Source organism: Deinococcus malanensis (assembly GCF_014647655.1).
Lineage (GTDB): Bacteria > Deinococcota > Deinococci > Deinococcales > Deinococcaceae > Deinococcus > Deinococcus malanensis.
In genome coordinates this window covers 1,588-14,494 of record NZ_BMPP01000030.1, presented here as the reverse complement: position 1 = coordinate 14,494, position 12,907 = coordinate 1,588, and the positions used below count along the sequence as shown (strand labels likewise).

At 65.5% G+C, this 12,907-nt stretch carries 8 protein-coding genes; 4 read left to right on the top strand and 4 right to left on the bottom strand.

Translation table 11 applies throughout. From position 1 onward, the window contains the following. From IEY49_RS21300 to IEY49_RS19765, 4 genes are all read right to left on the bottom strand, one after another. On the bottom strand, positions 1-377 hold a 377-nt coding region (locus IEY49_RS21300; RefSeq protein WP_194505921.1), incomplete at its 3' end, for a hypothetical protein. A 717-nt stretch (positions 378-1,094) separates the two neighbouring features. Further along, complete coding sequence (locus IEY49_RS19775; protein ID WP_189011919.1) at positions 1,095-2,099, bottom strand: ornithine cyclodeaminase family protein; 1,005 nt, start codon at positions 2,097-2,099, stop codon at positions 1,095-1,097. Further along, on the bottom strand, positions 2,099-3,076 hold the full coding sequence (locus tag IEY49_RS19770) for a threonine ammonia-lyase (RefSeq protein ID WP_189011917.1): 978 nt from the start codon (positions 3,074-3,076) through the stop codon (positions 2,099-2,101). The genes IEY49_RS19775 and IEY49_RS19770 overlap by 1 nt, the downstream gene beginning before the upstream one ends. Positions 3,077-3,211: 135 nt before the next feature. Beyond that, complete coding sequence (locus IEY49_RS19765; RefSeq protein WP_189011915.1) at positions 3,212-3,631, bottom strand: response regulator; 420 nt, start codon at positions 3,629-3,631, stop codon at positions 3,212-3,214. A 692-nt stretch (positions 3,632-4,323) separates the two neighbouring features. On the opposite strand from IEY49_RS19765, the gene IEY49_RS19760 reads away from it, so the two are divergent. From IEY49_RS19760 to IEY49_RS19745, 4 genes are all read left to right on the top strand, one after another. After that, complete coding sequence (locus IEY49_RS19760; protein ID WP_189011913.1) at positions 4,324-4,461, top strand: helix-turn-helix domain-containing protein; 138 nt, start codon at positions 4,324-4,326, stop codon at positions 4,459-4,461. 611 nt (positions 4,462-5,072) lie between these two features. After that, on the top strand, positions 5,073-7,148 hold the full coding sequence (locus tag IEY49_RS19755) for a DUF11 domain-containing protein (RefSeq protein WP_189011911.1): 2,076 nt from the start codon (positions 5,073-5,075) through the stop codon (positions 7,146-7,148). 2 nt (positions 7,149-7,150) lie between these two features. Further along, complete coding sequence (locus tag IEY49_RS19750) at positions 7,151-10,330, top strand: TonB-dependent receptor (protein ID WP_229780936.1); 3,180 nt, start codon at positions 7,151-7,153, stop codon at positions 10,328-10,330. Next, the coding region (locus IEY49_RS19745) for a beta strand repeat-containing protein (protein ID WP_229780935.1) at positions 10,327-12,907 on the top strand (2,581 nt) is incomplete at its 3' end. The genes IEY49_RS19750 and IEY49_RS19745, both read left to right, overlap by 4 nt.

Sequence of the window (12,907 nt, the reverse complement as noted above, 5' to 3'; positions counted from 1 at the left end):
ACCCGCGCGTCTGCCAGTTTCAGGTGGGCGAGGTCGAGGGTCATGACGGGAAGGTCAGCCACCCTGGGCAGGCCCCGCGCCGTGAGTGCCGCGCTCTGGTCAGCAGCCGCGGGGGAAACCAACCACAGGAAGGGCACGTTCCAGGCCCGCAGTCGTGCCAGCGTGGCCGTCAGACGCTCTAGCGCGTTCGGGCCGGTGTACCCGCCGTACACGAGGTTCAGGTCCGGCGCCGGGGCGAAACTCACAGCGAGCAGGAGGGCGTCGTCATGCTCCACGACCACTTCCGGGTCACGGAACAGGTGTTCGGGAAAGTCGCGGAACGCGCGCTCAATGGTGGCGGTGTCAGGCCGGGACGGGCGGGTGAGGGTGCGGGTCATGGTTCCTCCTTGGGTTCTGAATGTCTGAATTCAGCGTAGGAAGGCTGCGTAACAACAGCGCAAGAGGGACCGCAAGACGCCCTTGACGGGGTGTTCCGCTGAGCCTGCCCGCTTGCACCGAAAGAACTCAGCGTGCTGTTCTGTCGCACCCAGGCGATAGTGGAAAGAGTGAGGTGAAGCGTCGGGAAGATCCGTCTGCCTGACCTGACGCGTGAGGGTTGGCGTCCCATGTCCAGCCGAAATGGCTCAAGGGCTCAGCCGCCGAAGCTGACGGTGCTGGTATCACTGGGCCAAACATTGTTTGGCGAGGGTGGCGGCGCAGCCACATTCGTCGTCAGGGTGGCTGAGCACGGCCAGGAGGTTCATAGGAGGACTGTACCGTGAGGGGTGAATCCACGCTACGCACGTCAGGGGTGTCAAGGGCACTCCAGGCGGACGGCTGTGAGCTGACCCCACTCCTCCTCTCCCCTCACCAGCACACGCCCAGGCAGAGTGCCAGGAGGATCAGCGAACTCGCCTCACACCAGCCTGTGCGCACGCTGGCCCTGCCTTTGCATGTTCCTGGGCTGGCACTCAGTGCCAGCCCGCCGGTATCCGGGAAATCCAGTTTCCTCTCCCCTGCTGCTCAGGTCACAGTGGAAAGGAAAGACGCTGTGGGGGCGCGGATCAACAGGGAATGCGCGTCCTAAGAACAAACTCTAAAGCTCGTGTGCCTACCTACAGCAGCACCGTCCTCACAGCCTGCTGCCCCCGGACAAGGCGCAGCACCATCCCTGCCAGAGCCGTGTCCTGAAACGACACTCCAGTCGAGTCGAACACCGTGATCTGGTCGTCAGACTGACGACCAGGCCGCAACGCCGCGCAGACTTCCCCCAGTTCCGCATAGATGTCATTTGGGTTCAGCAGGCCCAATGCGACAGGCTGTTGCAGTTCGCCCATGGCGAGACTTTGGGCCTGCCGGTCCACCACCACCGTGGCGGCTGCCAGCAGGGCCGGGTCGAGTTCGTGCTTGCCCGGCGCGTCGGACCCCATGGCGTTGACGTGCGTGCCCGGGGCAATCCAGTCGCGCAAGACGATCGGCACCTCAGCCGGTGTTACCGTCACCACCAGGTCCGCACCGTCGCAGGCCGCCTGACCGTCACGCACTGCACGCAGGGTTACTCCAGGCAGCCTCACCGTCTGAGCAAAATGCTCCGCCCGTTCGTGCGAGCGTGACCAGACCCGCACTTCCTGCACGGGCCGCACCTGCCTCAGGGCTTCAAGCTGCGCGCGGGCCTGACCGCCGGTCCCGAATAAGGCCACTACCGAGGCGTCCGCCCGCGCGAGGTGCCGCGCGGCCACTGCTCCTGCTGCGGCCGTCCGGTACTCGGTGATGGCGTTCGCGGCCAGCAGCGCCGACGGTTGTCCGGTGCGTGGATCGCCCAGGAGCATGGCCGCGCTGTGGGTGGGCAGGTGACGCGCCGCATTCCCAGGAAAGTAAGAGCCCATTTTGAGACCGAACACCTCCAGGGCGTCCTCACCTTCCCCAAGTTGCAGGTGGCTCGTCTTGATGCTGTACCGGCCCCCATTCAGGCTGTGCCCGACGACCGGCAGGACAGTCACTCCGCCCCGCGCATCTGCGGCGAAGGCCGCGTCAATCAGGTCGATCACGTCCGGCCAGGTCAGGAGGGCGCGGATGGTCGCGTCATCCAGCACCGTGAGTTGCAAGGGTTTGTGCGCCATCACGCATCCCCACCGGTGAGCAGATCCACCAGCAAACTGGGATCGAGGTTGCCGCCACTCAGGATGGCCACCAGCGGGCCGGTCGCGCTGAGCTCCCCCCGGTGGTACAGGGCCGCGGCGATGGTCACGGCACCACTGGGCTCGGTCACCAGACGGGTACGCAGGGTGGCGTCGCGTGCAGCGCGGCGCAGTTCGCCCTCACTGACGGTGATGATGTCATCGACGAAGGCTTTCACGTGGGCCCAGTTCAGCTCACCGAGCTGTTGCACCCGCAACCCGTCGGCCAGCGTCTGCCCGACCTGCTCGGCGGCGTACGTGACGAGCTGTCCGCTGCGCAAACTGTCACGGGCATCGGCGGCAGCTTCCGGTTCGACGCCAATGACACGGATCTCGGGCCGCTGCTGCTTGAGGGCAGCGGCGACTCCGGAGATCAGCCCGCCGCCGCTGACAGGGACCAGCACGGTGCCGACGTCAGGAAGGTCCTCGAGGATTTCGAGACCCACGGTGCCCGCGCCGGCGATGATGCGGGCGTCATCGTAGGGGGGAATCGGCGTCAGGCCGCGCTCAGCCGCTAGCGCTTCTGCTTTGCGCGTGCGGTCTTCGCTGGCCGGGCCGACGATGACGACGTCAGCCCCGAACGCGCGGGTCATGGCCAGCTTCATCTGCGGGGCGTTGTCGGGCATGACGATCACCGCAGGAATTCCGAGTTGCTGGGCGGCGTAAGCGACCGCCTGGGCGTGATTGCCGCTGGAATGCGCCACGACACCGCGCGCACACTCCTCTGGGGTGAGAGACAACATGGCGTTGAACGCGCCGCGCAGCTTGAAGGCTCCGGTGGGTTGCAGGCTTTCGGGTTTCAGCCAGAAGTCCTCAAGGGGGAAGGGCACCAGAGGGGTGCGGACGACGTGGGGGCGGATCCGGGTGTGCGCCGTGCGGATGGTGTCAAGCGTAACCAGTGAAGTCGTGTCATTGGGCATGGAAACCTCGAAAGGAGGAAACAGAATGATGGCAGGCTGTGGTCAGGTCAGGAGCCAGCTGAAGGGAGCGGGCACCCCGGGCACGCGGACGTCAGCAGTGGTTCACAAGCGGGAAAAAGCTCCTACTGTGTGCATTTACGTGTTAGGGACAGCAAGCTGAGGACACCAGCACGTGAGGAGAGTCTGGACGACCTGGGTGTATTCGTCGAGCCTGACAGGCTTGGTGACGTACGCGTTCGCGCCCGCCTGAAGGCTCTCCTGGACCTCCGCTTCGAAGGTCGAACCGCTGAACACCACGACCGGCAGGTGACACCAGCGGGCGCGCACATGGGCCAGCACCTCGGGGGCACGCATGCGGGGCATGTGGCCGTCGAGCAGCACAAGTTGCGGGGTAGGCGCGTTCTGGTATGGTTCATGCCGGTCGAGTAACGCCAGAGCGTCGGGCCCGTCGGGAACCACGTGCAGGTGCAGGTCGCAATCAGCGTGTTCGAGGGCGACCTTCATCAGCAGGACGTCGGCCTCGTCATCTTCGACCATCAGGACGTGAAACTCCATTCCAGGTCAGCGTAAACCGTTCCAGCTTGATCTGGCCAGAAGCGTTTCCTTACGGATGGTCCTCGTGACCGGCTGCGGAACCCTTCGCGGGCCCACCCCCGTCTTCGGACCCTGGTGATCAGCTGACCGCCCCGCTCACTGCCCGTCTTCCACAGCGGCGCGTCCCATCAATGAAGCTTCAGGGAGTACTCCCGCATGCCGCAGACCATCCTCATGATCGAAGACGACCCGGACATCGCCCAGATCATCGCGTCTGAGCTAAGGGATATGCGCCCATGACAAGGAAAACTCCTCTTCAGAGGTCACACCGTTCCCCTGCACGCCGGTGCGGTTTGTGGCGTTCCAGCTGGGAAGGATCACCGCGCACCTCGTCACGATTGACGAAGGTACCTACCGGACATTCCGCATCACGCAGGAAAGTTCGATTCGTCAGGCGCAGTGTGGGTCGGAAGCGGACCTCACCCGCGTCCAAGGAAGTCACGCCGCATCGACCGACGTCACCGGCACGTCTGGGCCCTGAGCGATCCTGCTGTCCTGCGAAAGACTGCCCGCCCGGTGCGGCTTGAGTCCGGCGGTGTTCGAAATGCACACTTACCCTTACACTCCAGAGGATCAGGCTCCCGTTTTGCTGGAAAGGTGATGGCCTGACGCCTTCTGATCATTGAAGACTTTACGTGCACCCCGGAGGTCGGATGGAGCCGGAAGTGAAGGTGGGGGACATGGTGCTGCGGCTGGATCGCCAGGAGCTGCGGGTGGCGCTGACGCCCCGGGAATTCGATCTGCTGTCGGTGCTTGCTCAGGAACCGGGGAAACTTTTTCAGCGGGAGTAACTGATAGCTCACGCTTGGCAGGGGAACCTTCCGGAGGGCGGATGGTCATGGACGCGCACATGTCGAACCTGCGGAGCAAACTGCGGGACATGAATGGATCCGGGATGATGCGTACGGTGCGCGGGTACGGTACACCCTCCGGGACTGACAGCGGTCAATTCACCAACCAGCGCATGTTTTTGAGGATGTTTCCCTCCGTGTGAACGGTCCTCCTTCCAAGGCCTCGTGTCTGGTGGCGGACCCGCGGTCATTGAGTGGATGCCAGGGGTTGCTGGTCCTGCGTGAGCGCGCGAAGAAAGCCCTGTACGTGAGGGAGTCCCCCAACCCTGCATCCAGGTCGTCGCTGAAGGCATAGAGAAGCACGGTGAACTGACCCACCTCAGCCCACTTGAGGCCGACTGCGCCCATGGGTATTTTCCTGGCAGGACGGGCCCGGAAGCCTCAGAGATTCCTGCCCAAGCCGCTGGTTTCCAGACTGTACAGGGGTTCAGGACGACTGACACTGTAAGGCAGACGTGAGAAGGCGGTCAATAAAGTTAAGAAGCGATGAACCCTGCCAGGACCAGGAACCTGATGGAAGCGTTATCGCCTGCATGTTTAGGAGCGTCAATGTGAAGAAGCGAACCACCTTTCTCCTCAGTGTCTGTCTGCTGGGCGCTGCTGCGGCGCAGAGCACCAAGGCCGGCACGACTGTGACTAACCAGGCCGCGGCCACCTTCAAGAACACCACAGGCCAGAGTCTCCCAGCAGTCCTGTCGCGCACAGTGACCTCGACTGTCCTGCCCATGCCAGGGTTCGATACGGTGTACCGCGACGGGCGCGACGGGCGCACCATCGGCAACAGTGCCACGGGCCCGTTACCTGCCGGCTACGAGGCCGACGTCAGACCTGGCGGCGAACTGCTGACCCCCTATACCCTAGTCAACTCCGGCAACACGGATCAGGTCGTGACCCTGACCAGCGTGGCGACCGGCAGTCCAAGCACTGGTCATGCCGTGGCCTATTACCTCGACACTGACGGTGACGGCCTGCTGTCGGCGCCGGAACGTGCCGCCGGCCCGGTGACCCGCGTGGCCCTCCGCTGGAATGACCCTGGGACCCCAGCCGACGAGGGCCTGAGTCCAGTTATCCAGGTGCTTCAGGTCCCGGCTATCGCCCCGGCGGGCAGCGTATACGCGGCCAGTCCCGCTGCGACCGGCCAGTTGCTGCGAGACCGGACTCCCGTGACCGTGCAGGAAAATGCCACGCAGCTGGAATTGCAGTTCAGTCGCGCCGTCGTGAAGGTGGACCCTCCCGTCTGCGCTGTCTCGGTTACCCCGGACGGAACCGTCACCGCCCCCGGCCAGATGCACACCGCGCTGCCCGGCAGTAGCGGCTTATTTTCATATACCCTGCGCAACGATGGCCAGACAGCGGTGGACGTGCCCGTCCGGGGCACCGTGCTGCCGGGCAGCGCGGCCCTGCCCGATGTCCAGGTCGTGCTTGACAGCAACCGCAACGGACAGGCCGACGCCGGCGAGGGAGCCGTGCACAGCGTGCGGCTCGCAGTCAATCAGACTGCCCACCTGCTGCTGGTGATCGGCCGCGTGCCCGTAGCCGGCGACGTGAACGTCAACCTCACCGCCTCGTGCCCGGACGGCACGCAGGACGGCAACAATGTCGCGCTGCTGCGCGTAGGCTCGCTGGGCCTGACCAAGACGGTAGACCGTCCGGTCGTGGTCATCGGTGACCGCCTGACCTATACCCTGGCCCTCACCAACCGCTTTCCCGGCACGACCCTTCATGACATCAAGGTCACCGATACCCCGCAGGCAGGTCTGTCCTACATCCCGGGCACCAGCAGCCTGAACGGCCAACCGATCGCCGACCCAGTAGCCCAGAATGGGGCCCTGATCTGGACGGTGCCCAGTCTGGCCGACGGGACGAGCGCCACCATCGCATACGCCATGCGGGTTTCACCTGTGGCTGGCACCGAGGTGCGCAACACCGTGACCGCGCAGGGCCGCACGGTCAGTGGCGCTTCGGCCGCCTTCGCCTCAGCCCAGGCGGCGGCCACCGCCAAGGTTCAGGGCCCCCTGAACTTCGCGCCGGTGGGCGACATTGTCGGGCGCGTCTTTATCGACACCAACGGCAACCGCATGTTCGACGCAGGCGTCGACACAGCTGTCCCCCTCGCCCGCATTCTGCTCGCCGGAGGGCGCGAGGTGCGTACTGACGCACAGGGCCGCTATAGCTTCACCAATGTCGCGATGGGCACCCACGCCCTGCGCCTCGACCCCGCCAGCGTGCCCTTCCGCCCCCTGCCCACCCCGGACGACGGTGGCCTCAGCGGCACCCGCACGGTTCAGGTGCGCGGCCTGAGCACCGTGGACTTCCCCCTGGGCGCCCCGGTCAGCCTGGTCAGCGCCACGCGCCAGATCAGCGTGACCCTCGAGAGTGTCACCCTGGACAAGACCGTGACGCTCGAGAGTGGCTCCTACCTCGTGCAGGTGAAGGCACGCAACACTGGCCCCGCTGGTGGGGCCAGCATCACCGACCCGCTGCCCCCCGGCGCCCTCCTGAGCGCGGGCAGCAACACCTGGACCGGCATGCTGCCTCCCGGGGACACCACCTTCAGTTACCGCTTCACCTGGACAGGCAATCCTGGCGACGTAACGACCATTCCCAGCCTCACCTGGAGGAAGTGAACGTGAAGCCCCCTATTCCAGCAAGCGTCCTGACGCTTCTGACGCTGCTCCTCTCCGCTGGCCAGGTGGCCGCCGCGCAGGAAACGCTGACTCCGCCCACAGCAGTGCCAGCCACCGTCGCGCCCCACAAAGAACTGCGCAGTCAGGTCAGTCTGACCCTCAGCATGCCCGCTGGCGCGCAGTCTCTGCTCGTCGTCCAGGCCTTGCCACCAGGCACGTCCTACCAGGGTGGCAGCAGCCGCTGGAACGGCCGGCCGCTGCCCGAGCCGGCCTCTACACCCCGCGGTCTGGTCTGGCAGGTGCCCGTTGAGCGCGCGCCCAGCGGCGTCCTGACCTTCACGCTCTCGCACGCCGGCGCCTTACCAGCCCTCGGGACGCCGGCTGTTGCCGCCGGATACGCTTCGGGCCTCCTGTTACCAGTGAGCGGCACACCGGACCTGGCCCAATTGGGGTCTCTGAGTGTTGCTGTACCGGCTGAAAACGCGTCGAGCATCCGCCTGCCGCTTGACGGGAGTGACGTGCAGGTGCGTGACGCTGTGAACGTCACGGTCACCGACGCGGGCCCAGAGGCGCAGGCGCTGATGGTCAACGGTGCCCCGGTGCCAGCGACGCTGGTGGGCGAAGAGGCCACCCTGACCGGCGGTGGCACCTTGCGCACCTATATCGGGGTGCCGCTCCGGCCCGGAGCCAACCTGCTCCAGCATGGCACCGACCAGATCACGGTGTACCGTGTCGGCCCTACCGAGGCCCTGGAACTCAGCCCGCTGGCCCTCATCGCGGACGGCCGCACCCCACTGAGGGTTCAGGTCCGCGCCGTGGACGCCAGCGGCCGCACCACCAACCTTAGTACAGTGACGGTCGCCAGTGACCGGACGCCCACCAGCCCGGACGCGGTTCCTGGGCAGACCGGCCATCAATTGAGGCTCGAGGGCGGCCTGGGCGTGCTGGAGTTTGCGCCACAGAGCCGTGCGGGTGAAGTGATCCTGACCGTATCCCAGGGAGAGCTGCTGCGCACCGCGACCTTCCCAGTGACCACTGAACGAACCACCGTGGGCGTTGGGGTCCTCAGCGCGACGCTGGGCCTGGACGGCAGCCTGAGCGCGGACGACCTCTCCTGGCAGGCCCGCGCGAGCCTGGAAACCGAGGTGGGGGGTGGGCACCTGAAGGTCACGGCTGATAAAGACGGCTTGCCAACAGATCTGGACACCCTCAAGCGCTTCACTATCGCCGGTGACGCCAGCGTAACCAGCGTGCCATTGCAGGGCAGCGATCCCGTGGCCTTCCGTTACGAGCACCCGGCTTTTGGAGTGCAGTACCGCCACGGCCCGCTGCCTGTCGACGTTCTGCCATTCGGTGCCCAGATCACGGCCCTGAGCGCGTCGACCCGCAGCAACCCGCAGGTCTCCGGTTTCGTGGCCCTGGTGCCCACCGACCTGATCACCGGCGAGCGCGTGACGCCCGACGGCACCCGCCTGCTGCGCCTGGCGCGCGGCCAGATCAGCCCGGGAAGTGAAACCCTGACCTGGGTGACCCTGGACCGCGTGACCGGCGAGGAACGCTCGCGTACCGTACTGGTCCGCAATGCCGATTACCAGCTGGATCTCAACAGCGGCCTCGTCACCCTGACACGTCCCCTATCACGTTATGACCTTGACCTTGGCGAGCAGTACGTAGAAGCCAGTTACCGCCTCAGCCAGCCGCTTGGCCAGCGCGACCTGGCCTTTGGCGTGCAGACGAAGTATCAGACCAGTCACGTCCTGTTGGGCGCGGCTGTGGTCCACCTCGACAATCAGACGACCGTCGGCGCTCGCGCGGCCTATGACGACGGGCAGCTGCACGTGGATGCCCTGCTGGCGTCCTCCGACGGTCTGCTGGCCCAGGGCTCCTTCGGGGCCCGCTTCGGCCAGACGGCCGCCTCAGCCAGCGTGCGCTACCAGGACATCGCCTACGCGGGGCTGGGCAAAGGGACGCCAGGGCTGAGCGCTGCCGCCAGCGTGACCACAGAACTCACTGAGCGGCTGGATGCCCAGGTGACGGCCCAGTACCGCCACGAGACCAGCAAGGCCGGCACTGTTGTCACTCACCAGGGCCAGGCGGACGGGCAACTGGTCTATCAGCTTGACCCCTTCCAGGTTGGTGCCGGACTGCGCTACAGCTTTGGAGATCAGCAGGGGCTGAGTGCGGTGGGTCGCGTGGGTTACCGACGCGAGCCTCTGAGCGTGGACCTCTCGCATGCCCAACCACTGAGCGGTAACGTCGCCCCGGAAAGTAGCCTGGGAGTACGCTACCGCCTGAGCGGTGAGACCACCTTCGGCGTGACCAGCCGGTACACCTGGGGTGTTGGTGGCGCCACTGTTTTGAGCGTAGACAGCCGCGTCAACGGCGTGGATTACACCGCCGCCTACGAACTGCCGACCGCCAGTGGCGGCGGGAACCTCGCCCGCTTCGGGGTCAGCACCACCCTCCCCCTGAATGACACCACCTCGCTGGGCCTGTACGGCAGCGCTCAGACCAACGCCACCACTCGAACCCACCAGGCCGCCGCCGGCGCCAATCTCCGGTACAAGACCGAGCGGCTCAGCGCCACGCTCGGCACGGACGTGGTGTACAACCCCGCCGGTTTTGGGGTGGTCGTGCGCGGCGGGGCGGCAGGCAGTGTCAGCAACGACCTGACCCTCAGTGCTGACGGACTGGCCGAATTCGGAGCAGGGAAGGCCGGTTTGCGCCTCGCGGCCGGGTACGCCTACCGCAGCCGCAACATTGACAGCCTGGGAACCGTGCGCTACGTGGACGGCACTCTGGCTGGCGGCCAGCCGGAACTGAGCAGCAGCCTCGCAGCGATCTACCACCAGCCGCGCTTCGCCGTGCGGGCCGGGATGGATAGCCGGACGCTTCTGAATGACGCCGGCAGCTTTACCGTGCAGGGCAGTCTGAGCGGCACCTATTACGTGACTGATCGCGTTGGTCTGGGGGCTTGGGGACACATCCTCTCGCATCCCTCCACCGGGACCACTGTGACCGGCTTTGGTCTGGAAGGCAGCTACCGTGTGCTGCCCGGCACCTGGCTGACGGCCGGTTACAACCCGGTGGGCTTTACGGGCATCAGCAACACCTACACCAAGCAGGGTTTGTATCTGCGTCTTGATCTGACCCTCGACGACTCCCTGGGAGGGAACAAGTGAGGGACCTGAACCCGCGCCGCAATGGCGCCCGCTCCCGTCCGGGGACTACAGGCGAGCGCCGCGCCCAATGGACGCCCCGCACCGCGCTGCTGTCCGCCCTGCTGCTCTGTGCGGCTGGCACCGGTCGGGCTGCCACCACCGATTTCACCAGTAAGACCCCCTGGACCACCGTGCTGATCGGCGCCCAGTACGACAGCGCCAACGATCGTCAGGCCAATGGTGGCCCCGATCTGCTGGGGACTGCCACCCACGGCCTGCTGTACACCAACTATGACAACAAGGGCACGGCCTCGGAAGCCGACGACACCATCGCCTACCGTGTGCGGATTGACGGCACCAGCACCAGCTTTGCAGATGTCGTGTATGTCGGGATCGACGCCAATGCCGATGGCCGGATGGACGCCTTTATCGGGGTGGACAATCAGGGCAACCCCAGCGGCCTGCGGCTGTGGGACACCGGCACGGGCGCCAACACCTCACCAAACACCACCTCCATCATTCCCCATACGCTCTTCACCGAGACGGCCAGCAATTACTTCTACGGTCCGGTATCGGCCACCAACGACCCCCACTGGACCACCAACAACATCGACGGGGACAGCGATACCGACTACTTCCTGAATTTCAGCTTCAACTTTGCCGACCTCCAGAACTTCTTCCTCACAGTCCGCAGCATCAACATCACGTCGGAAACAGCTCTGCGCTACGCGGTGTCTACCTCCACCCAGAACAACGCCATCAACTCCGACATCGGCGGGATCAACGACAAGTCACTCGGACGCGCTGCTGGTGACGTTACGTGGGCGAGCATCCTGTCGCCAGCCGTCTCCCCTAATGGCATCTCCGTCTCCAGCGTGAGCACCGGGACAGCTTCGGAAGGAACACCGATCGTGCATCAGATCGCCCTGGCTGGGCAGAACGGGTTGGCCAACACCAACCTGACCGTCACTCTGACCGGCAGCGGGGCCACCATCGGCACCGATACGTCCGGCGCTGAATACAGCCTGGACGGGGGGACAACGTGGGTGACGGCGAGCGGCCCTGGCCCCTCCTATACCATCACCCTACCGGCGGGTGCCACCATCCCCAGCAACACCGTGCAGTTTCGGATCCATACGGTCAAGGACAATCTGTACAGCGAAGGCAGCGAAACCTACACCATTACCGCAAGCACGCCGTCCACCACCACTGTGCCCAGCCCCAGTGCCACCGGCACGATCAACGACTTCGTGCCGACCGTGTCAAGTGTGAGCAGCCCCAGCGGCACCGAGGGCACCTTCCTCACGCATGCCGTGACGCTCAGCGGCGCGGCGACCACCGGACCGACGACCGTCGACCTGACCCTCGCGGGGGTTACCGCGACGATCGGCAGCGACACCGGCACCATGGAGTACAGCACCAACGGCGGCACGACCTGGACGGCCATTACGCCAGGCACGAACGGCATGTTCAATGTGGCTGTTCCGGCCAACATGACGACCTTTCAGGTGCGGGTTGCCACCGTGGGCGATGGTGCTCCTGAAGGTACGGAAACCTACCGCCTGACGGCCACCGTGGGCAGTGGCCCGGGCGCGTCCGGCACCGGCACCATCAACGACCCCGGTGTCTCCCCGACCGTGACCATCACGGCGCCGGACAACACGAATGACACGACGCCGACGATTACCGGCACGACGGATGCGCCTGTAGGTAGCACGGTGACTGTCACGATGACGCAGGGTACGCGGACCATCACCTTGACCACCACCGTGCAGGCGGGCGGCACCTACAGCGTCACGGTGCCCAGAACGGACGCCCTGGTGGACGGTGCCTACACAGCCACCGCGTCAGTGACGACGGCCGGGAATACTGGCACGGCGACTGACCCTGGCAGCGTGGACGCGACTGCACCGATCATCACGGTGAGTGCGCCTGATAATACGAACGACACGACGCCGACGATTACCGGGACGACCGATGCGTCTGTAGGCAGCACGGTGACTGTCACGATCACGCAGGGTACGCGGACCATCACCTTGACCACCACCGTGCAGGCGGGCGGCACCTACAGCGTCACGGTGCCGAATACAGACGCCCTGGTGGACGGTCCTTACAGCGTGACCGCGAGCACGACGGACACGGCCGGGAATACTGGCACGGCAACTGACCCAGGCAGCGTGGACGCGACTGCACCGATCATCACGGTGAGTGCCCCTGATAACACGAATGACACGACGCCGACGATCACTGGCACGACGGATGCGCCTGTAGGCAGCACGGTGACTGTCACGATCACGCAGGGTACGCGGACCATCACCTTGACCACCACCGTGCAGGCGGGCGGCACCTACAGCGTCACGGTGCCCAGCACGGACGCCCTGGTGGACGGTGCCTACACAGCCACCGCGTCAGTGACGACGGCCGGGAATACTGGCACGGCGACTGACCCTGGCAGCGTGGACGCGACTGCACCGATCATCACGGTGAGTGCGCCTGATAATACGAACGACACGACGCCGACGATTACCGGGACGACCGATGCGTCTGTAGGCAGCACGGTGACTGTCACGATCACGCAGGGTACGCGGACCATCACCC

Coding starts and splice junctions, on each gene's coding strand:
- IEY49_RS19760 (WP_189011913.1), top strand. CDS start 4,324: ATGGAGCCGGAAGTGAAGGTGGGGGACATGGTGCTGCGGCTGGATCGC.
- IEY49_RS19765 (WP_189011915.1), bottom strand. CDS start 3,631: ATGGAGTTTCACGTCCTGATGGTCGAAGATGACGAGGCCGACGTCCTG.
- IEY49_RS19775 (WP_189011919.1), bottom strand. CDS start 2,099: ATGGCGCACAAACCCTTGCAACTCACGGTGCTGGATGACGCGACCATC.
- IEY49_RS19770 (WP_189011917.1), bottom strand. CDS start 3,076: ATGCCCAATGACACGACTTCACTGGTTACGCTTGACACCATCCGCACG.